Annotated in this window: 16 protein-coding genes and 1 pseudogene; 10 read left to right on the top strand and 7 right to left on the bottom strand. The window is 56.2% G+C overall.

Features of this window, described 5'->3' with window-relative positions; genetic code table 11:
* Positions 1-668: 668 nt before the first annotated feature.
* The 10 genes and pseudogenes from glmS (at position 669) to cobO (ending at position 11726) form a co-directional block, all read left to right on the top strand.
* Entirely contained in the window at positions 669-1118 is a 450-nt protein-coding gene (glmS, locus tag ACE3MN_RS18600) for a methylaspartate mutase subunit S (protein WP_049087170.1), read from the top strand.
* On the top strand, positions 1118-2506 hold the full coding sequence (gene glmL, locus ACE3MN_RS18605) for a methylaspartate mutase accessory protein GlmL (RefSeq protein ID WP_064342364.1): 1389 nt from the start codon (positions 1118-1120) through the stop codon (positions 2504-2506). Before glmS ends, glmL begins: the two co-directional genes overlap by 1 nt.
* A 16-nt stretch (positions 2507-2522) precedes the next feature.
* Positions 2523-3968 carry a methylaspartate mutase subunit E gene (locus ACE3MN_RS18610; RefSeq protein ID WP_024358777.1) on the top strand — a complete coding sequence of 482 codons (1446 nt, stop codon included), beginning with the start codon at positions 2523-2525 and terminating at the stop codon, positions 3966-3968.
* On the top strand, positions 3968-5209 hold the full coding sequence (locus ACE3MN_RS18615; protein ID WP_004130566.1) for a methylaspartate ammonia-lyase: 1242 nt from the start codon (positions 3968-3970) through the stop codon (positions 5207-5209). Before ACE3MN_RS18610 ends, ACE3MN_RS18615 begins: the two co-directional genes overlap by 1 nt.
* Before the next feature lie 3 nt (positions 5210-5212).
* Positions 5213-6583: an acyclic terpene utilization AtuA family protein gene (locus ACE3MN_RS18620; RefSeq protein ID WP_155037077.1), complete on the top strand. Its 1371-nt coding sequence runs from the start codon at positions 5213-5215 to the stop codon at positions 6581-6583.
* Positions 6580-6897 (top strand): DUF4387 domain-containing protein, encoded by a 318-nt coding sequence (locus ACE3MN_RS18625; protein ID WP_004133422.1) that lies wholly within the window; start codon positions 6580-6582, stop codon positions 6895-6897. Before ACE3MN_RS18620 ends, ACE3MN_RS18625 begins: the two co-directional genes overlap by 4 nt.
* A 169-nt stretch (positions 6898-7066) precedes the next feature.
* Positions 7067-8345, top strand: a pseudogene (locus tag ACE3MN_RS18630) (dicarboxylate/amino acid:cation symporter); the annotation flags it as partial.
* Between the two features lie 103 nt (positions 8346-8448).
* On the top strand, positions 8449-9450 hold the full coding sequence (glsA, locus tag ACE3MN_RS18635; RefSeq protein WP_004133425.1) for a glutaminase A: 1002 nt from the start codon (positions 8449-8451) through the stop codon (positions 9448-9450).
* A gap of 11 nt (positions 9451-9461) precedes the next feature.
* Entirely contained in the window at positions 9462-11114 is a 1653-nt protein-coding gene (locus tag ACE3MN_RS18640; RefSeq protein ID WP_102650419.1) for a class I fumarate hydratase, read from the top strand.
* Positions 11115-11123: 9 nt separating this feature from the next.
* On the top strand, positions 11124-11726 hold the full coding sequence (gene cobO, locus ACE3MN_RS18645) for a cob(I)yrinic acid a,c-diamide adenosyltransferase (RefSeq protein ID WP_102650420.1): 603 nt from the start codon (positions 11124-11126) through the stop codon (positions 11724-11726).
* Between the two features lie 422 nt (positions 11727-12148).
* On the opposite strand, the gene ACE3MN_RS18650 is transcribed toward cobO, so the two are convergent.
* The 7 genes from ACE3MN_RS18650 to sucA all read right to left on the bottom strand — a co-directional run bounded on the left by ACE3MN_RS18650 (position 12149) and on the right by sucA (position 22107).
* Positions 12149-13129 carry an IS110 family transposase gene (locus tag ACE3MN_RS18650; protein ID WP_049130515.1) on the bottom strand — a complete coding sequence of 327 codons (981 nt, stop codon included), beginning with the start codon at positions 13127-13129 and terminating at the stop codon, positions 12149-12151.
* Positions 13130-13693: 564 nt separating this feature from the next.
* On the bottom strand, positions 13694-14596 hold the full coding sequence (locus ACE3MN_RS18655) for a LysR family transcriptional regulator (RefSeq protein ID WP_004133431.1): 903 nt from the start codon (positions 14594-14596) through the stop codon (positions 13694-13696).
* A gap of 383 nt (positions 14597-14979) precedes the next feature.
* Complete coding sequence (locus ACE3MN_RS18660) at positions 14980-15672, bottom strand: AraC family transcriptional regulator (RefSeq protein ID WP_049130869.1); 693 nt, start codon at positions 15670-15672, stop codon at positions 14980-14982.
* A 254-nt stretch (positions 15673-15926) separates the two neighbouring features.
* Positions 15927-16796: a succinate--CoA ligase subunit alpha gene (gene sucD, locus ACE3MN_RS18665; RefSeq protein ID WP_004100288.1), complete on the bottom strand. Its 870-nt coding sequence runs from the start codon at positions 16794-16796 to the stop codon at positions 15927-15929.
* Complete coding sequence (gene sucC / locus ACE3MN_RS18670) at positions 16796-17962, bottom strand: ADP-forming succinate--CoA ligase subunit beta (protein ID WP_004130532.1); 1167 nt, start codon at positions 17960-17962, stop codon at positions 16796-16798. Before sucC ends, sucD begins: the two co-directional genes overlap by 1 nt.
* 99 nt (positions 17963-18061) lie before the next feature.
* A complete protein-coding gene (gene odhB, locus ACE3MN_RS18675; protein WP_004130530.1) occupies positions 18062-19285 on the bottom strand; it encodes a 2-oxoglutarate dehydrogenase complex dihydrolipoyllysine-residue succinyltransferase in 1224 nt (407 codons plus the stop codon).
* 14 nt (positions 19286-19299) lie between these two features.
* Positions 19300-22107 carry a 2-oxoglutarate dehydrogenase E1 component gene (sucA, locus tag ACE3MN_RS18680; RefSeq protein WP_004130528.1) on the bottom strand — a complete coding sequence of 936 codons (2808 nt, stop codon included), beginning with the start codon at positions 22105-22107 and terminating at the stop codon, positions 19300-19302.
* Between the last annotated feature and the right edge of the window lie 205 nt (positions 22108-22312).

The following is a 22312-nucleotide window of genomic DNA, read 5'->3' on the forward strand; positions in this document are numbered from 1 at the left end:
TTTTATCAAGTTAACGCCATAAATTTTTTTCTTATTAGATTTATCATTGCATTTACTTAAAATTAACACAATTGCGTAACTATCTCATTATCAAGTAAACGCAGCGCCTCTTTTTTCTTTTGGTGATGTAAAGCGTCCTTCTCTTTCGCGGTATCATCTACATCGCGCTTTTACCCTCGCCACGTGACGCTTGCCGGCCCTCCCCCTTTTTTTTCAACAAAAATGAAATATAAATTGCACAAATCACCATTTTATATCTTTAATCTAACAAATTGCCCGCGCCACATATAAAAATCAGCACATAAATTCCGTTACTACGCTCACAGAAAAATTTAAAGAAGTGTATTCATCGCTTATTAGCGAAGGCAAAATCAAGACGAAATATAAAATAAGACCTTGCTCACAAACATCGCATTATATTTATTACCAGGATTCAAACAGAAATAAATCCAGACAATGAATAAAAATATAACCACATGATACAAAAGAAGTTTTTCACGAAAAATCAAAAACGAGAGTTTTTTGAAAGATATTCTGAAAATAGATCAATTGCTTCCCCTCTGCGAACCACAGACACTCCAGCCCTATTAACAGGCGGCCATCATCATCGCTGCAAATATTAGAAAGTCGTTTTTATTTTTTACCATTAGCCTTACAGAGGATTACCCATGAAGAAATCAACACTTGTTATTGGCGTCATTGGTGCTGACTGCCATGCAGTAGGCAACAAAGTCCTGGACCGCGTTTTTACTGCCCATGATTTTCGCGTAATCAATCTGGGCGTGATGGTCAGTCAGGATGAATATATTGATGCCGCCATCGAAACCGGCGCGGATGCCATCGTCGTGTCGTCTATTTACGGCCACGGCGACATCGACTGCCTGGGGCTGCGCGAACGCTGCATCGAGCGCGGTATTGGCGACATCCTCCTTTACGTTGGCGGCAACCTGGTGGTTGGTAAACATGATTTTGCCGACGTCGAGGCCAAATTCAAAGAGATGGGTTTCAATCGCGTCTTTGCCCCAAGCCACGATCTGGAAGACGTCTGCCAGCTGATGGCGAACGACATCAACCAGCGCCACGGCGTTGAACAGCAGTGTCTGGAAGAGGCTATCTGATGCAAACCGTCTCTGTCGATATCGGCTCGACGTGGACCAAAGCGGCCCTCTTCGCACAGGAGGGGGATGAGCTGACGCTGGTAAACCACGTTCTGACCCCGACCACTACCCATCACCTGGCGGAAGGCTTTTTTGCCAGCCTGAACCAGGTGCTCAACGTTGCCGATGCGCGCCCGCTGCTGAACCGCGGTGACGTGACGCTGAAATACTCTTCATCGGCAAAAGGCGGCCTTGCCGTCGCGGCGATGGGGCTGGTGCCGTCTATTACCCTGGAATCAGCGAAAGTCACTGCCCACTCGGCGGGGGCCAAAATCGCCCAATACTACGCCTACAAGCTCAACCGTCACGATATCCAGGAACTGGAAGCCACGCCGCCGGATATCCTGCTGTTTACCGGCGGCACCGACGGCGGCGAGGAGAGCTACGGCCTGGCCAACGCCCACGCGCTGGCGGAGTCAAAGCTTGACTGCGCCATTATCTATGCCGGAAACCGCGATATTCAGGACGAGGTTCAGGCCATCCTCGGCCACAAAGATTTGACCACGGTAGACAATATTCTGCCCGACCTCGATCACCCGAACCCGTACGCTGCCCGCAAGGCGATTTGCGATGTCTTCTTATCCCGTATCGTCAAAGGCAAAGGGCTGGACGTTATCGTCGCTGAAACCGGCGAAGAACCGATGCCGACGCCGTGGACCGTCTACGAGCTGGTGAAAACCATCAGCCATTACGACAGCGCATGGAAAGAGTTCATGCTGATTGACATGGGCGGGGCCACCACCGACGTCTACTCCGCCTGCGCCAACACGCTCTCCCCGGATACCGTTCTGCACGGGGTGCCGGAACCGTTTGTGAAACGGACGGTGGAAGGCGATCTCGGCATGCGCGTTTCGGCGGTCGTGGTCGGTGAAAGTACCCGGGAGCTGGTGAACGCGGTGTTTGCCCACCAGCCGCAGCGTCAGGAGGCCTTTTACCGCTACCTGCGCCATCTGGTCGCGCAGCCGGATTATCTGCCGGTTAACGAGGAAGAAAAATATTTCGACACCGTGCTGGCCGGGCTGTGCGTTGGCTACGCCAGCGAACGCCACGCGGGCACCAAAAAACAGGTGTGCACCTGCGTGGGCAACGTCGATTTACAGATGGGCCGCGATCTGACCACGGTGCGCAAAGTCGTGGGTTCCGGCGGATGGCTCTCCCGCGCCAGCCGCTTCGACATCCAGAGCTGGCTGAAATACCGTGAACTGGATGACGACGGCCGACGCATTCTCTTACCGACCCGGTTTGACTATTACCGCGATGCAAAAGGCCTGCTTCCGCTGCTGGCAAACGTTGCCAGGCTCTACCCCGAGCTCGCCGCTCGCACCAGCATTCACTGTTTAACCCTATAAATGAAGGCAGCTACGAATGGAACTTCGAAATAAAAAATTAACCCATGACGAATTCATGACCGAGCGGCATCAGGTATTGCAGACCTGGCATACCGGCAAGGACGTTGAGCACTTCGAAGATGGCGTGAAGTACCAGCAAACCATTCCTGAGAAAAAACGCTTTTCTCACGCTCTGCTGAAGGCCGACCAGGAAGGTAAAACCCTGAGCCAGCCGCGCGCGGGCGTGGCGCTGATGGATGAACACATCGCGCTGCTCAAAACCCTGCAGGAAGAGTGCGATCTGCTGCCGAGCACCATCGATGCCTATACCCGCCTCAACCGCTACGAAGAAGCGGCGGTCGGGATCCAGAAATCCATCGAGGCGGGGACCTCCAAACTGAACGGCCTGCCGGTGGTTAACCACGGCGTCGCCGAATGCCGGCGGATGACCGAAGCGCTGGAAAAACCGGTCCAGGTACGCCACGGTACGCCGGACGCGCGCCTGCTGGCGGAAATCTCCATGGCCAGCGGCTTTACCAGCTACGAAGGCGGCGGTATCTCCTACAACATTCCCTACGCCAAGCGCGTCACTCTGGAGAAGTCGATTCGCGACTGGCAGTACTGCGACCGCCTGATGGGCCTGTATGAAGAGCACGGTATCCGTATTAACCGCGAACCGTTCGGCCCGCTGACCGGAACCCTGATCCCGCCGTTTATGTCCCACGCGGTGGCGATTATCGAAGGCCTGCTGGCGCTGGAACAGGGCGTCAAGTCGATCACCGTCGGCTACGGCCAGGTCGGCAGCCTGACCCAGGACATCGCAGCCATTCGATCTCTTCGCGAGCTCTCCCACGAGTACTTCGGCAATTACGGTTTCGACGATTATGAGCTGAGTACCGTCTTCCACCAGTGGATGGGCGGTTTTCCGGAAGATGAATCGAAAGCGTTCGCCATTATCTCCTGGGGCGCGGCGGTAGCCGGGATGTCCGGCGCCACTAAAGTAATCACCAAGAGCCCGCACGAAGCGTTCGGTATTCCCACCGCGGCAGCCAACGCGCAGGGGCTGAAGGCCTCCCGCCAGATGCTCAATATGGTCAGCGATCAGAAGTTCCCGCCATGCGCCGCCGTTGATCAAGAAGTGGAACTGATTAAAAGCGAAGTCCGCGCAGTACTGAAGAAAGTGTTCGAGCTGGGCAACGGCGATATCGCCCGCGGTACGGTGCTGGCCTTCGAGGCGGGCGTTCTGGACGTGCCTTTCGCTCCGGCTTCCTGCAACGCCGGCAAAATTCTGCCGGTTCGCGACAATTCCGGCGCTATCCGCGTGCTTGAAGCCGGCGCGGTACCGCTGCCGAAAGACATCCTCGCCCTGCACCACGATTACGTCGCCGAACGCGCGCAATTTGAAGGACGCAAACCCTCATTCCAGATGGTTGTTGATGACATTAACGCGGTATCCCACAGTAAATTAATAGGAAGACCATAATGAAAATTAAACAGGCCCTTTTCACCGCTGGCTACTCTTCATTCTATTTTGACGATCAGCAGGCGATTAAAAACGGCGCGGGTCATGATGGATTCATTTATACCGGTGCTCCGGTAACGCCAGGCTTCACCTCGGTACGCCAGGCGGGTGAATGCGTGTCCGTCCAGCTGATTCTGGAAAACGGCGCGGTGGCGGTCGGCGACTGTGCCGCCGTACAGTACTCGGGCGCGGGCGGCCGCGACCCGCTGTTCCTCGCGGAAAATTTTATCCCGTTCCTCAACGATCATATTAAACCGCTGCTGGAAGGCCGCGATGTCGATACCTTCCTGCCGAACGCCCGCTTCTTCGACAAGCTGCGCATCGACGGCCATCTGCTGCATACCGCCGTCCGCTATGGTCTTTCCCAGGCGCTGCTCGATGCGACCGCGCTGGCCAGCGGTCGCCTGAAGGCGGAGGTGGTTTGCGACGAATGGCAGCTGCCCTGCATCCCGGAAGCGATTCCGTTATTTGGTCAGAGCGGCGACGATCGCTACATCGCCGTGGACAAAATGATCCTCAAGGGCGTTGACGTCCTGCCGCATGCGCTGATCAACAACGTCGAAGAGAAGCTGGGCCTGAAAGGCGAAAAGCTGCGTGAGTACGTGCGCTGGCTGTCCGATCGCATCCTGAGCCTGCGCGCCAGCCCCCGCTATCGCCCGACGCTGCATATCGACGTATACGGCACCATCGGCCTGATTTTCGATATGGACCCGGTTCGCTGCGCCGACTATATCGCCAGCCTGGAGAAAGAGGCGCAGGGTCTACCGCTGTATATAGAAGGCCCGGTGGATGCGGGTAACAAACCGGACCAGATCCGCATGCTGACCGCCATTACCAAAGAGCTGACCCGCCTCGGTTCCGGCGTAAAAATTGTCGCCGACGAGTGGTGCAACACCTACCAGGACATCGTTGACTTTACCGATGCCGGCAGCTGCCACATGGTGCAGATCAAAACCCCGGATCTCGGCGGCATTCATAACATCGTGGACGCGGTGCTGTACTGCAACAAACACGCGATGGAAGCCTATCAGGGCGGTACCTGTAACGAAACCGAGATCAGCGCCCGCACCTGCGTTCACGTCGCGCTGGCTGCGCGTCCGATGCGCATGCTGATCAAGCCGGGTATGGGCTTCGACGAAGGTCTCAACATCGTGTTTAACGAAATGAACCGCACCATCGCGCTGTTGCAGGCTAAGGATTAAGAGATGGCTCGTACCTTTAAGATCTTATCGCCCACGGCTATCCTCGGCTATGGCTTCCCGGAAGAGAGCTTTCGTAAAGCCATGGAAGAGTCGCCGGATCTGATTGCCGTTGACGCCGGTTCATCCGATCCTGGCCCCCACTACCTGGGGGCGGGCAAACCCTTTACCGACCGGGCCGGGGTGAAACGCGATCTGCGCTATATGATCGTGGCCGGCGTGAAAAACAATATCCCGGTGGTGATCGGCACCGCCGGAGGATCCGGCGCCGCGCCGCATCTGGAGTGGTGTCGGCAGATAATCCATGAGATTGCGCAGGAAGAACATCTGTCATTCTCCCTGGCGTTGATTCCGTCTGATGTCGATAAAGCGATCGTTCATCAGGCGCTGGATAACGGCAAAATCACTGCCCTGGATTTTGTGCCGGAGCTGACTCATGAGGCCATTGAAGAGAGCACCTATATCGTCGCCCAGATGGGGATCGAACCCTTCCAGCGGGCGCTGAAGGCCGGCGCCCAGGTAGTGCTGGGCGGGCGGGCGTACGATCCGGCCTGCTTCGCGGCGCTGCCGATCATGCGGGGCTTTGATGAAGGTCTGGCCCTGCACTGCGGCAAAATTCTTGAGTGCGCGGCCATAGCCGCCACGCCGGGCTCCGGATCCGATTGCGCTATGGGGATTATCGACGACAACGGCTTTACGCTGAAAGCGTTCAATCCAAAGCGTAAGTTTACCGAAACGTCTGCGGCGGCGCATACGCTGTACGAGAAGTCCGATCCGTATTTCCTGCCCGGTCCGGGCGGCGTGCTGAACCTGAAAGGATGCACCTTCACAGCCGTCAACGAGGGCGAAGTGTACGTCAGCGGTTCTCGTCATGAAACGACGCCGTACGCGCTGAAGCTGGAAGGCGCACGCCAGGTCGGCTTCCGCTGCCTGACCATTGCCGGAACGCGCGATCCGATCATGATTGCCGGGATCGACACGATTCTCGAAGAGGTACAGGCCAGCGTTAAGCGCAACCTCTCGCTCGCTGACGACAGCATCCGCATGACCTTCCATCTGTATGGAAAAAACGGCGTGATGGGCAATCACGAGCCGATGAAAACCGCCGGGCATGAACTGGGCATTTTGCTCGATGTCGTTGCGCCGACCCAGGATATCGCCAACAGCGTCTGCTCGCTGGTGCGCTCTACCCTGCTGCACTACGGCTATGAAAACCGCATTGCGACCGCGGGCAACCTCGCCTTCCCGTTCTCGCCTTCCGATATTCAGAGCGGCCCGGTATACGAGTTCTCAATTTATCACCTGATTGAAGCCAGCGACGCGCTGCGCTTTGACTTCCATATCGAACAGGTGACGCCAGAAGGAGTTCAGGCATGAAACAATCCCTATGCTCACTGGCGCAGGTGATCCGTTCCAAAAACGCCGGACCGTACGAACTGGTTTTAGATATTTTATTTAAAACCCGGGAGGATTATCAGCGGGTAAAACGTTCTGAACTATTAACTCCGCAGCTCATTGCCGGTTTATATAACGTGAAGCCTGATTTTATTCATCGTATTGTCTGGTTCGATCCGGCCAACGCGGTAAAAATCGTCATGCCACGGACTATTATTTCCGGCAACGTCGGAGACAATGATGTTTATGGCGCTCAGCAGCATGCGCCGTTATTAAGTATTGAGTTCGACCTGTAATTTCTAAAATACAACAACATCCATTGGGGTACAGGATTTCGCTGTATCACTGTATTCCAGACAATTTATGCGGTTGGTCACCACAGGCGTACGTCTGCGCTGCTACCTGGCGCGGGCGTACGCCGCCCTACACCACTTCACCGACTAACCCTGTTCCGATGGAGTAAATATGAAAAAAATAAGTTTAACCAAAATGATCATATTAGGCCTGATACTCGGCATGATTGCCGGGGTGATCATTAATAATATGGCATCAGCAGATACAGCAAAATCCTATGCGCAGGATATCTCCATCTTTACCACTATATTTTTACGCATGGTAAAAATGATTATCGCCCCGCTGGTAATATCAACGCTGGTGGTCGGTATCGCCAAAATGGGCGATGCGAAAACGCTCGGGCGCATATTCTCTAAAACCTTTTTCCTGTTTATTTGCGCCTCGCTGCTGTCGATTGCGCTGGGTCTGGTGATCGTCAATCTGTTCCAGCCAGGCGCGGGCATCAACTTCGTCCCCCACGATGCCGGAGCCGTGGCCGCCGTTCAGTCCGAACCCTTCACCCTGAAAGTGTTTATCTCGCACGCGGTGCCAACCAGCATCGTTGATGCGATGGCGCGCAACGAAATTCTGCAAATCGTGGTGTTCTCCATTTTCCTCGGCTGCAGCCTGGCGGCGATCGGCGAAAAAGCCGAGCCCATCGTGAAGGTGCTTGATTCACTGGTGCACGTGATGCTGAAGCTAACGGGATACGTCATGCTGTTCGCGCCGTTGACCGTTTTCGCCGCCATCTCCGGGCTGATTGCCGAACGCGGTCTGGGCGTGATGGTCAGCGCCGGGATCTTTATGGGCGAGTTCTACCTGACGCTGGGCATGCTGTGGGCGATCCTGATTGGCCTGTCGACGGTGATTGTCGGCCCGTGCATCAGCCGTCTGACCAAAGCGATCTTCGAGCCCGCGCTGCTGGCTTTCACCACATCCAGCTCAGAAGCCGCCTTCCCAGGCACCCTCGATAAGCTGGAAAAATTTGGCGTCTCTTCCAAAATCGCCAGCTTCGTCCTGCCCATCGGTTACTCCTTTAACCTGGTGGGCTCCATGGCCTACTGCTCGTTCGCCACGGTGTTTATCGCCCAGGCCTGCAACGTCCATCTTAGCATGGGCGAGCAGATCACCATGCTGCTGATCCTGATGCTGACCTCGAAAGGAATGGCGGGCGTGCCGCGCGCGTCAATGGTGGTTATCGCCGCTACGCTGAACCAGTTCAACATTCCGGAAGCGGGCCTGATTTTGCTGATGGGAGTCGATCCGTTCCTCGATATGGGACGCTCCGCCACCAACGTGATGAGTAACGCCATGGGCGCCGCCATCGTTGGCCGCTGGGAAGGCGAGCATTACGGTGAAGGCTGCCGCGGCACCGCCCCGGTCAAAAAACCGGAGCAGGATCGCCCTGCCAGCGAAACGTCCGAAGTGGCGATGTCCTGACAGCAACATGGCTATGAGCCCCAGGCCGGATACGTCCGGCCCGGTTCCCTCCAATCATCCCAACAGGACACACCATGAACGTAAAATTTCTCGGCGCCTGCATCTTAACCGCCAGCTTACTGTTTGGCGCCGCCGCGCAGGCGCAAAGCGAGCCGGACTACGCCAGCATTATCGAGCAGGCGCATCAGAAATATAAGAGCAACCACGATGGTAAAGTCGCCGACTATATCCCTGCTCTGGCGAGCTATAGCCCGAATAATTTCGCCATTACGCTCGCCACGGTCGAAGGCAAAATTTACCAGACCGGCGACGTGAAAAAAGCCTTTCCGATGGAATCCCTGAGCAAAGTCTTCACCCTGGCGCTGGCGATGGAACAGCGCGGGCCGCAGGAGGTGCTGGATAAACTTGGCGCCAATGCCACCGGCCTGCCCTTTAACTCCGGCTTAGCCGTGGAGCTCACGCAAGGCGCGCCGGAGAACCCGTTGGTTAACGCCGGCGCCATGAGTACCGTGAGCCTGATTGCGGCGAAAGACAAAACCGAACGCTGGAACAACATTCTCAACAACCTTAACGCCTGGGCCGATAGCTCGCTGCGCGTTAATGAGCCGGTATTTCAATCCGAAATGGAGACCAACCAGCATAACCAGGCGCTGGCGATGCTGATGAAGTCATACCACAGCTTTTATGGCGACCCTCAGGAAGCCGTCGAAATCTATACCCGCCAGTGTTCGGTGGATGTCACCGTCGAGCAGCTCGCCAAAATGGGGGCCGTACTCGCCAATAAGGGCAAATCGCCGTTCAACGGCAAGCAGTTGCTTAATGAACGCTACGTCCCGCAGGTGCTGGCGGAAATGGCGATTGCCGGACTGTACGACGGCAGCGGCAAATGGCTCTACACCGTCGGTATCCCGGCGAAATCGGGGGTCGCCGGCGGAATGGTCGCCGTCGTTCCCGGGCAATACGCTATCGCCGTCTACTCTCCTCCGCTGGATGCAGCCGGTAACAGCGTCCGCGCCCAGCAGACCATCGAGTATGTCGCGCATGCGACGCAGGCCAATCTCTTTATAGCGAAATAGTGAGAAGTAAAATGTCGAAACCCTTTGTCTGGCAGGAACTTTTTGTTCAGAGTAACGATAATACCGAATATGAATTACTAACGAATCAACATGTTAAAGTGACAGAGTTAGATGGGGAAGAGGTTATCAAGGTTGCGCCGGAAGCGTTAACATTGCTGGCTCAGCAGGCATTTTATGAGGCTTCATTTTTCCTGCGCGCCGGGCATTTAAAGCAGATCGCCAGCATCCTGCACGACCCGCAGGCCAGCAGCAACGATAAATACGTTGCGCTACAGCTGCTGCGCAACGCCGAAGTCTCGGCAAAAGGCGTGCTGCCCAACTGCCAGGATACCGGGACCGCCACCATCGTCGCGAGCAAAGGCCAGAACGTCTGGACCGGCGGCAACGACGCTGAGGCCCTGAGCCAGGGCATCTACACCACCTTTCAGGAAAACAATTTACGCTATTCGCAAAATGCCCCCCTTGATATGTACACTGAGGTCAACACGCAGACTAACCTGCCCGCGCAGATCGACATCAGCGCCGCGCCGGGGAGCGAATACCGCTTCCTTTTCGTCAATAAAGGCGGCGGTTCGGCGAACAAAGCCGCGCTATTTCAGGAAACAAAATCTATCCTGCAGCCGGAAAAACTCACCGCCTTTCTGACTGAAAAGATGAAAGCGCTGGGCACCGCCGCCTGTCCGCCGTACCACATCGCCTTCGTTGTGGGCGGTCTCTCGGCCGATCAGGCGTTGAAGGTTGCCAAACTGGCTTCGACAAAATATTACGACAACCTGCCGACCAGCGGAAACGAACTGGGGCAGGCGTTTCGCGATACGTCGCTGGAAGCGGCGCTGCTCAAAGCCAGCCGCGAGTTCGGCATTGGCGCGCAGTTTGGCGGCAAATACTTCGCCCATGATATTCGCGTGATTCGCCTGCCGCGGCACGGTGGCTCCTGCCCGATCGCAATGGCCCTTTCCTGCTCCGCCGACCGGAACATCAAAGCCAAAATCAACAAACACGGCATCTGGCTGGAGAAGCTGGAGCATAATCCGGGCAAGTTTATCCCTGATTCTCAGCGTATCGAAAACGGGGCTCAAAGCGTTCAGCTCGATCTGAACCGGCCGCTGCGCGAAATTCTCCGCGAGATGTCAACGCTGCCCGTGGGCACCCGACTGGCGCTGAGCGGTCCGATCGTCGTCGCCCGCGACATCGCCCATGCCAAACTCAAAGAGCGCCTCGATAACGGCGAACCGATGCCGGAGTACATGCGCAATCATATCGTTTACTACGCAGGCCCGGCGAAAACGCCGAATAATCTGGCCTGCGGCTCACTCGGCCCTACCACCGGCGGACGCATGGATGGGTACGTCGATGCTTTCCAGGCGGCAGGCGGTAGTCTCATCATGCTTTCCAAAGGCAACCGCAGCCAGCAGGTAACCGACGCCTGCCATAAACACGGCGGCTTTAATCTCGGCAGTATTGGCGGCGCGGCGGCCCTGCTGGCGCAGCAGTATGTGAAAAGTTTACGCTGCCTTGAGTATCCGGAGCTGGGGATGGAAGCGGTGTGGATGATGGAAGTCGATAACCTGCCGGCGTTTGTGCTGGTCGATGATAAAGGCAATAACTTCTTCAGCCAGTTCGAGCATCAGCATCGCTGCGCAACCTGCCCGGCGGGGCATTAAGGAGGGTTTATGCACGCGCGTGGAAATCCCGACCGCCACCGTCAGCGCCAGCAAAAGCTGAAAACGCAGGTTGATACCCGCGTGGCGGCGGCTACAGAGCAAAGAGGTATTCTGATCGTCTTTACCGGCAACGGTAAAGGCAAATCCACTGCCGCCTTTGGCACCGCAACGCGCGCCGTCGGGCATGGTAAAACCGTCGGCGTCGCGCAGTACATCAAAGGCCAGTGGGATAACGGTGAATACAATACTCTGCAACCGCTCGGCGTTGAGTTTCACATCATGGGTACCGGTTTTACCTGGGAAACGCAAAACCGGGAGGCGGATATTGAGGCGGCGTCGGCCGTATGGCATGAGAGCAAGCGGATGCTGGCCGACCCGGGCTACGATCTGGTGGTGCTGGATGAACTCACCTATATGCTGGCGTATCGCTATCTGGATACTCAGGAAGTGATTGCCGCTATTGTCAATCGTCCGCCCAGGCAGAACGTGATTGTCACCGGCCGCGGCTGCCACGCCCGATTGCTTGAGCTTGCCGATACGGTCAGTGAGCTGCGCCCGGTGAAGCATGCCTTTGACAAGGGCATTCAGGCGCAGGTAGGAATTGACTGGTAGTTTTATCCGGCTCGCGCTGCGCTTAGCCGGGCTACGGGTTCACAGCGTTCTGCGGGACGGTAGCCCGGACAGGCGCGCCAGCGCCGCCTCCGGGGAAAGTGCCCGGCCTGATACCTCGGCGCGGTTTCTTCCCGGTGGCGCTGTGCCGACCGGGCTACGGGTCCACTGCGTTCTACGGGACGGTAGCCCGGACAGGCGCGCCAGCGCCGCCTCCGGGGAAAGTGCCCGGCCTGATACCTCGGCGCGGTTTCTTCCCGGTGGCGCTGCGCTGACCGGGCTACGGGTTCACAGCGTTCTGCGGGACGGTAGATACTGTGAACGCCTGCAACTCTTTTCACCACTGTCATCTTCTCCGGCTCCCGGATGACAGGCACAACAACGACAGCGACATCCCGCGCTGTCGTTTCATCCGGCACGCTTTCTTACGCTATCAACAGCTCATGCTGTGACGCATCGAACGCCTTTCCTGACTTCAGTACACCGTACGCCACCTGCGCCAGCTTTCGCATCATCGCCCCTATGATGACTTTCGCACGCTTACCATTCCCTTCCAGCCTTTTCCTGAACGCTTTTCCCCACGCCGTATGGTACAGCGCCGATAACGCTGGCATGTATAGCGCTTTGCGCAGATGAACCGGTCCCGCTTTGCTCATCCGGCTCGCCCGCATCACGCTGCTGCCTGACTCATGCTGCACCGGCGTCAGTCCTGCATACGCCGCGAACTGCCGCCCTGTACCGAACTTCAGCTTCAGGCCCGTATACGCCAGCAGAACCGCCGCCGTTTTCTCTCCGATGCCCGGGATACTGTTCAGCAGCTTCCGCCGTTGTTTCATATCCGGGTCATTATCCGTCAGGTCTTTTATCTGTTTTTCGATACGCGCCAGCTCCGCGCTCAGACACCCCAGCAGGATATCAATGCTGGTCAGCTGAACTTCCGGCGCGGTTTCCCGCCGGTTTTTCTCCTGTGTCTGCATCTCTGTCAGCGCCTGATGGCGTAACACCAGGGCTTTCAGTGCCCGCTCTGTCGGATGGGGGGCCTCCCAGGCTGGCGGGCGTTTTTCCCGGCAGAAGTGAGCCAGCATACGGGCGTCCACTTTGTCGGTTTTACTGCGCAACCCCTCACTCTGTGCGAAAGCTTTACTGAGGGCGGGGTTGATGACGGACACGGTATACCCGGCATCACTCAGATGCGCGGCCGCGTCTTCCATGTAGGTGCTGGTGGATTCCATGCAGACATGGGCACGGTTCACATCATGGCCGCGAAGCCAGCGGACCAGCGCTTCGTGCCCGGAGAGGGTATTGTCAAATTTTTTACAACGATGCCGGCCATCAGGGCGAAGAATATCGACATCCAGTTTAGCTTTGGCGACATCAATACCGATGAAGTGGAGTTCATTTTCCATAGTGAAACCAACCTTGCGAATACGGGTTACCGGTGAAAGCCGGTCCATGATACTGTCCGGTTTATCACATGAGAAAGAACGGCGGTCCGGTGCAAAGGATCTACGGAACAGGCGCGAAAGCCTAAGCCCGGACACGGCATCCGGACCGCCATCAGAGAGAACTGGCCGGTTCTTTCTGACGGGTTAATCATACAAGCCCGGACAGGCGCGCCAGCGCCGCCTCCGGGGAAAGTGCCCGGCCTGATACCTCGGCGCGGTTTCTTCCCGGTGGCGCTGCGCTGACCGGGCTACGGGTTCACAGCGTTCTGCGGGACGGTAGCCCGGACAGGCGCGCCAGCGCCGCCTCCGGGGAAGGTGCCCGGCCTGATACCTCGGCGCGGTTTCTTCCCGGTGGCGCTGCGCCGACCGGGCTACGGGTCCACTGCGTTCTGCGGGACGGTAGCCCGGACAGGCGCGCCAGCGCCGCCTCCGGGGAAAGTGCCCGGCCTGATACCTCGGCGCGGTTTCTTCCCGGTGGCGCTGCGCTGACCGGGCTACGGGTTCACTGCGTTCTGCGAAACGCCATCAGGCAGCCGACACCACCGATTTTTGCAGCAGCCACTCGCGGAATACCTGTAGATGCCGGGATTCCGCTTTATCCTCCTGCCACGTCATAATAAAGCGGTTTCCGGTACGAATCGGCACATCGCAGGGGATCACCATCTCGCCGCTATCCAGGTCATGTTGAATAGCAAAACGCGGCAGCAACGCAACGCCCAGGTTCGAACGCACCGCCGCAATCAGCATCGAGAGCAGGTCAAAACGCGGACCAATGTTGATCTGCGGGCTGGTGATATTCGACAGCGCAAACCACTCCTGCCAGCCGTGAATTCGCGTGCTTTGATGCAGCAGCGGAAACTCGCTCAGCAGCTCCTCCACCGCCAGCTTCTGCCCGGGTTCGGGCAGCAGCCCGCAGCCGCACACCGGCAGAATTTCCTCTTCGAACAGATACTCAACCTCCGCCCACGGCGAGCAAAAATCCTCGCGCATAATGGCGGCATCGTACTCGCGGCTAAGAAAATCGCCAATATTCGCCAGCGAATGAATATTAACGATAATGCCCGCATGTAATTTATTAAACTCGCGCAGATTGGGGATCAGCCAGTGGGTGCTAAAGGTAGGGTTGACGGCCAGCTCAAGAACCTGCACCGTCGGTTGCCATGTCATAATCGAATTGGTATCACGCTCCAGTTTGTTAAGCGTTTCCTTAACGATAGTCAAATAATGCTTGCCAGCCTCATTTAAAAAAATCCTTTTTTTAGCATGGTTAAATAATGACGTATGGAGGAAATCCTCCAGCGCCGTGACTTGTCGGAACACGGCGCTTTGTGTTAAAGCCAACTCTTCCGCAGCTCGCGTATAACTTTCGTGGCGAGCCACAACCTCAAAGGTCACCAGTAATTCAGTTTTGGGTATTTTTCCTCTCATAACGTCTTCCATTTACGCCGTGCAAAAATTGTTTAATAGATAAAAAAAGCGCGCAAGGACATCCGGTTAGCCCCGTGTGTTATATTTTATTTTACCCTCAGATGTCATTGATCTATTCCATGATTAACGCATACTATAATCGATCAAATAATAACCAATGATACCCAGGCGCTACAATAAACACAATTTAAACAATGTGATTGCCATGCAAATAACGGCAAGAAGTTGTCAATATTTTTTCATATTAACTTGTTTATTTGCGAAGTCAGTCGATGGGCGGTGAAATTTAATTATACGCTGATGAACATAAATGGAAAATTTTCCGCGATCGGTCACACATAATGGACGCTCCAGGAAAAATCTGTATTAAGGTTAAACGGCGGCTAATCGGCCTGCGGAGAAGCCGCCGAGAGACGCCGATCGCGGAACAGTTGCGGGCTGGTGCGGTGAGCCGCGCGAAACACCCGGCAAAAATAGCTGGTTTGCGCGAACTGAAGCTTACGCGCTACGCTATCTATCGAATACCTCGGATCGGCGAGCAGTTCCCCGGCCCGCTGCATTTTTCGCTGATTAACCCAAACTTTAAAATTCACTCCCTGGCGTTTTTTAAAAAACCGGCTAAAATAATTCGCACTCAGACAGACGTGGGCGGCAACAGACTCCAGAGACAACTCGCCATATAAATTCTCATCAATATAGCGTAGCGCCGATATTAATTTTATTTCATGCGGAGATTTTTGCGAATAATAAAACCCCCTTTTCTCCAGCGATGTTTTCGAGCCCTCTTCTTTTTCCTCTGCAGCCGCAGAAATATTATTAATGATAAAATTAAGTAATCTTATTGCCGCCGCCCGATGATGATTATCGGTCGATTTATGATGGTCGCATATAATATAGCCGAATAACTTATCGCCCTGAATCAGCGGTAAGACCAGGAAATTGCCGCTACCATAGCAATCAGGCAATCGATTGTCTTTCACATCAATCACCGTTGCCACCAGCCCTGTTGCCCGAGAAAAAACCTCTGCCAGCGCCCTGAAATAATCCAATACTGCATCTTTGCTCTTTTGCGCCACGTTATTCTCCACAACTTTTGCAAACGCTTAATATGCAAAATAGTGCGGATAAAAAGGATGATGCCGGACGCAAAAAATAATCTCATTTGCGCAGGTGAAAATGATTAAATTGCATGAACGTGCGGCCGGAAGCCGAGTGATACCGGATAGCTCATCGCCAGGCAAAAAAAAAGGCCATCATCAGATGGCCAACCATGTCGAAATTGGACCAGCCCTTAACCATGCAGAAAGTCAGGGCTGTTTTTTTTTACTTATTACTTAATCACGGTTTTCAGCGCTTCGCCGATATCGGCCAGGCTGCGAACGGTTTTCACGCCTGCTGCTTCCAGCGCCGCGAATTTCTCGTCCGCAGTGCCTTTGCCGCCCGCGATGATGGCGCCCGCGTGACCCATACGTTTGCCTTTCGGCGCGGTCACGCCGGCAATGTAGCCGACAACCGGTTTGGTCACGTGATCTTTGATGTAAGCAGCCGCTTCTTCTTCCGCGCTACCGCCGATCTCGCCGATCATGACGATCGCTTCGGTCTGCGGGTCTTCCTGGAACAGCTTCAGGATATCGATGAAGTTAGATCCCGGGATCGGGTCGCCGCCGATGCCCACGCAGGTGGACTGGCCGAAGCCGTAGTCGGTGGTCTGCTTAACCGCTTCATAGGTCAGGGTACCGGAGCGGGAAACGATGCCCACTTTGCCAGGCTGGTGAATGTGGCCCGGCATGATGCCGATTTTGCATTCGCCTGGGGTGATCACGCCCGGGCAGTTCGGCCCGATCATGCGCACGCCCGCTTCGTCCAGCTTCACCTTCACGGTCAGCATATCCAGCGTCGGGATACCTTCGGTGATGGTGATAATCAGTTTAATGCCCGCATCGATAGCTTCCAGGATGGAGTCTTTGCAGAACGGCGCCGGAACGTAGATAACGGATGCGGTTGCACCGGTCGCTTCTACCGCTTCGCGCACGGTGTTGAACACCGGCAGGCCCAGATGGGTGGTGCCGCCTTTGCCCGGCGTTACGCCGCCAACCATTTGCGTACCGTAAGCAATGGCTTGTTCAGAGTGGAATGTACCCTGGCTACCGGTGAAGCCCTGGCAGATAACCTTGGTATCTTTATTAATTAAAACGGACATTATTTCCCCTCCACTGCGGCAACAACCTGCTGAGCTGCATCCGTCAGACTTTTCGCTGCAATAATATTCAGGCCGCTGTCAGCCAGTTTCTTCGCGCCCAGTTCGGCGTTGTTACCTTCCAGACGAACCACTACCGGGACGTTAACGCCCACTTCGGCTACCGCGCCGATGATGCCGTCGGCAATCAGGTCGCAGCGTACGATACCGCCGAAGATGTTAACCAGAACCGCTTTAACGTTGTCATCAGAGAGGATAATTTTGAACGCTTCGGTGACGCGCTCTTTGGTTGCGCCGCCGCCAACGTCAAGGAAGTTAGCCGGTTCGCCGCCGTGCAGCTTAACGATGTCCATGGTACCCATCGCCAGGCCCGCGCCGTTCACCATGCAACCGATGTTGCCGTCCAGCGCGACGTAGTTCAGTTCCCACTGCGCCGCCTGAGCTTCACGCGGATCTTCCTGAGACTGGTCGCGCATTTCGCGCAGATCCGGCTGGCGGAACAGCGCGTTGCCGTCAGCGCCCAGTTTACCGTCGAGGCAGATCAGGTCGCCCTGCCTGGTGATCACCAGCGGGTTGATTTCGATCAGCGCCAGGTCGCGCTCAAGGAAAATGGTCGCCAGACCCATAAAGATTTTGGTGAACTGCTGAACCTGTTTTCCTTCCAGACCCAGTTTGAACGCCAGCTCACGGCCCTGGTAAGGCATCGGACCCGCCAGCGGATCGATGGCGATTTTGTGGATCAGGTGCGGGGTCTCTTCCGCCACTTTTTCGATTTCCACGCCGCCTTCGGTAGAGGCCATGAAGACCACACGACGGGAGCTACGGTCAACGACCGCGCCGAGGTACAGCTCTTTATCGATATCGGTCGCCGCTTCCACCAGGATCTGGTTAACCGGCTGGCCGTTTGCATCTGTCTGGTAGGTCACCAGGCGTTTGCCCAGCCAGTGTTCAGCAAATGCGCGAATGTCTTCTTTGCTCTTAACTACTTTCACACCGCCCGCTTTGCCGCGGCCACCAGCGTGAACCTGACATTTCACTACCCACGGACCCGCGCCGATTTTTGAAGCGGCTTCTTCTGCTTCACGCGGAGTAGTACAGGCATAACCCACCGGCGCCGGTAAGCCATAGCGGGCAAAGAGTTGTTTTGCCTGATATTCATGTAAGTTCATGTGTTCAGTCCATCCTTCAGGGAATAATTATAAACCTGTAGGCCTGATAACGGCGCTAGCGCACGTTAGCCGGCCTACGGTAGGTAATACTCTTGCTGACTACACGTCCAGCAGCAGACGAGTCGGGTCTTCCAGCAGCTCTTTAATCGCAACCAGGTAGCCTACCGATTCACGTCCGTCTATCAGACGATGGTCGTAGGAGAGCGCCAGGTACATCATCGGCAGAATTTCGACCTTACCATTCACTGCCATCGGACGATCTTTAATGGCATGCATACCCAGAATCGCGCTCTGCGGCGGGTTGATGATCGGCGTGGACATCAGAGAACCGAATACGCCGCCGTTGGTAATGGTGAAGTTACCGCCGGTCAGGTCGTCTACGGTGAGCTTGCCGTCGCGGCCTTTTACTGCCAGCTCTTTAATTTTCTTCTCGATATCCGCCATGCCCAGCAGGTCGACATCGCGCAGAACCGGGGTCACCAGGCCGCGCGGCGTGGAGACCGCCATGCTGACGTCGAAATAGTTGTGGTATACCACGTCATCGCCATCGATAGAGGCGTTAACTTCCGGATAGCGTTTCAGCGCTTCAACCACCGCCTTCACGTAGAAGGACATGAAGCCCAGACGGATACCGTGACGTTTTTCAAACGCGTCACCATACTGCTTACGCAGATCCATAATCGGCTTCATGTTGACTTCGTTGAAGGTGGTCAGCATGGCGGTAGAGTTTTTCGCTTCCAGCAGACGCTCGGCAACGCGTTTGCGCAGACGAGTCATCGGCACGCGTTTTTCAGAGCGGTGGCCCAGCTGCGGAGCCGGAGCAGCTGCAGCGGGCGCAGCCGCCGGGGCTGGAGCTTTAGCCGGAGCGTTCGCCAGATGTTTCTCTACGTCTTCGCGGGTCAGGCGGCCGCCAACGCCGGTGCCTTTAATGGCCGCCGCGTCGAGGCTATGTTCCGCGAGCAGACGGCGAATCGCCGGGCTCAGCGCATCGTTGTTTTGTTCTTCCAGAGAAGCCTGCTGGCGCTGGGCCGGCGTCGACTCTTTGGCATCGGCTTTCGCGCCGGACTCTTTGCCCGCGCTGTTGCCTTCACGCAGGCGGCCGAGGATCTGACGAGACAGAACGGTGGCGCCTTCGTCTTCAATCACTGCGTCCAGAATGCCATCCGCTGAAGCCGGTACTTCCAGTACCACTTTGTCAGTTTCGATTTCTACCAGCACTTCGTCACGAACAACCGCATCGCCCGGTTTTTTATGCCAGGTGGCAACCGTTGCGTCAGCTACGGACTCAGGCAGGTCGGGAACCAGAATATCTACGCTACTCATTATGTATCCTTTAATTAATCGACGTTCAGCGCGTCATTGACCAGATCTTGTTGCTGTTTCTGGTGAACGGACAGGTATCCTACCGCCGGAGAGGCGGAGGCCGGGCGGCCTGCATAACGCAGAGAGGCCCCAAACGGAATCACTTCACGGAAGTGATGCTGGCTGCAGTACCACGCGCCCTGGTTGAGCGGTTCTTCCTGGCACCAGACAAAATCATGCACGTGCGCATAGGGTTTCAGCGCTTCCTGTACCGCCTGGTGCGGGAACGGGTAGAGCTGCTCTATGCGAACGATAGCGACATCTTTTTGCTCTTTCTTGCGGCGCTGTTCCAGCAGGTCGTAGTAAACCTTACCAGAGCACAGCACAACACGCTTCACGGCTTTCGGGTCGAGATCGTCGATTTCACCGATTGCCGGCTGGAAGGTGCCGTTCGCCAGTTCGTCCATGCTCGACACCGCCAGCGGGTGACGCAGCAGCGATTTCGGCGACATCACGATCAGCGGGCGACGCATACCGCGCAGCGCCTGACGACGCAGCATATGGTAAACCTGCGCCGGCGTGGACGGTACGCAAACCTGCATGTTCTGCTCGGCGCAGAGCTGCAGATAGCGTTCCAGACGCGCGGAGGAGTGCTCCGGTCCCTGGCCTTCGTAGCCGTGCGGCAGCAGCATCACCAGACCGCACATACGGCCCCACTTCTGCTCGCCGGAGCTGATGAACTGGTCGATAACCACCTGCGCACCGTTAGCGAAGTCGCCGAACTGCGCTTCCCAGATGGTCAGGGTGCGCGGCTCCGCGGTAGCGTAGCCATATTCAAACGCCAGTACCGCTTCTTCCGACAGTACGGAGTCCCAGACTTTGAAATGGCCCTGGCCGTTGTGGACGTGCTGCAGCGGCGTATAGGTTGAACCATTTTTCTGGTTGTGGATCACCGCGTGGCGGTGGAAGAAGGTCCCGCGCCCGGAGTCTTCGCCGGACAGACGCACCGAAATGCCTTCATCGACCAGCGTAGCGTAGGCGAGGTTTTCCGCGCCGCCCCAGTCGAACAGCTTCTCACCGGCGGCCATTGCCTGACGGTCGCCGTAGATTTTCGCGACGCGCGACTGCATCTCAACGGCTTCCGGCACCGTACTGATGCGTTTCGCCAGCTCCTGCAGACGCTTAGGTTCAACTTTATCCGGGTAGCTCTCATCCCACTCGTGGTTGAGGTAAGGGGACCAGGTAAAGGAGTGCATGTTCATCGGACGCCACTCCTGCACCACGCATTCGCCGGCATCCAGCGCGTCGCGGTAGAGGTTCACCTGCTCGGTAGCGTCTTCCAGCGTCGCGACCTTATCGGCTTCCAGCTTGTCAGCGTAGATTTTGCGCGGGGTCGGATGCTTTTTGATTTTCTGGTACATCAGCGGCTGGGTCGCGCTCGGCTCGTCGGCTTCGTTGTGGCCATGACGGCGGTAGCACACCAGGTCGATGAAGACATCGCGTTTGAAGGTATTACGGAAATCCAGCGCCAGGCGGGTCACGAAAGCCACGGCTTCCGGGTCATCGGCATTAACGTGGAAAATCGGCGACTGCACCATCTTACCGATGTCGGTGCAGTACGGGGTAGAACGCGCATCCAGCGGGTTGGAGGTGGTGAAGCCAACCTGGTTGTTGATAACGATGCGTACGGTACCGCCCACTTCGTAACCGCGCGCTTTGGACATGTTCAGGGTTTCCTGAACCACGCCCTGGCCGGTAACCGCAGCGTCGCCGTGAATAGTGATCGGCAGCACTTTGTTGCTGCTCGGTTCGTCGAGACGATCGAGACGCGCGCGTACGGAGCCGATAACCACCGGGCTGACGATTTCCAGGTGCGACGGGTTAAACGCCAGCGCCAGGTGCACCAGACCGCCTTCGGTTTCCATATCGGACGAGAAGCCCATGTGGTACTTCACGTCACCGGTACCAAGGTGCTCTTTATGTTTACCGGCGAATTCGTCGAACAGGTCCTGCGGTTTTTTACCCAGCACGTTGACCAGTACGTTCAGACGACCGCGGTGCGCCATGCCCAGCACCACTTCGCGGGTGCCGCTCTTACCCGCGTGGCGGATAATCTCTTTGAGCATCGGGATCAGCGCATCGCCGCCTTCCAGCGAGAAGCGTTTAGCGCCCGGGAATTTTGCGCCGAGGTAGCGCTCCAGGCCTTCCGCCGCGGTCAGCTCGCTGAGGAAGCGCTTTTTCTCTTCGGCGCTAAAGCTCGCTTTGCCCGCTACCGACTCAATACGCTGCTGGATCCAGCGTTTTTCTTCGGTAGAGGTAATGTGCATATATTCCGCGCCGATGGAGCCGCAATAGGTCTGCTTCAGGGCGGAGATCAGATCGCCCAGCTTCATCGTGTCTTTACCGATGGCAAAAGAGCCTACGTTATAGATCTCCTGGAAATCGGCCTCGGTCAGATCGTGGTAAGCCGGATCGAGATCCGCCACTCTCTCTTGCTGCCACAGGCCCAGCGGATCGAGATTCGCATGCTGGTGACCACGGAAGCGGTATGCGTTGATGAGCTGCAGGACTTTAACCTGCTTCACATTGGTGTCAGGGTCGGAAATCGAAGAAGTGTAACGCGAGGCATCCTTCGCCAGGCGGCGGAAATAATCACGCGTTTTGGAATGAAATTGATCCGGTTTGACTCCGGTGCCAGGTAACTGCTGGAACATAGAACGCCAGTTGGCGTCAACAGAGTCAGGATCGGTTAAGAAGTCTTCATAGAGCTGTTCTATCCAGCTCTGGTTCGAACCAGAGAGGTAAGAAGAGTCCAGCCAGGCTTTCATTGCGCCGTTCTGCATCGTGATCCCTTAAGCATTTATATGCTTATTTCGCCGTAGAAACTACCACGCACAGAAGTTGTACGTGCCGGGGTTCACTTTTTGCGGAGGAGTTGTGGTTTCGTCCGCTAAGGAACCTTTAAAAACTGTCTAATAATCTTCTTTGTTCAGGCTGCGACTGTGTTGCGACCCTCACTCACTCCGGTCACATCGTTCACTATGCTCC

The sequence above is a fragment of the Klebsiella grimontii genome (genome assembly GCF_042137965.1).
Taxonomy (GTDB): domain Bacteria; phylum Pseudomonadota; class Gammaproteobacteria; order Enterobacterales; family Enterobacteriaceae; genus Klebsiella; species Klebsiella grimontii.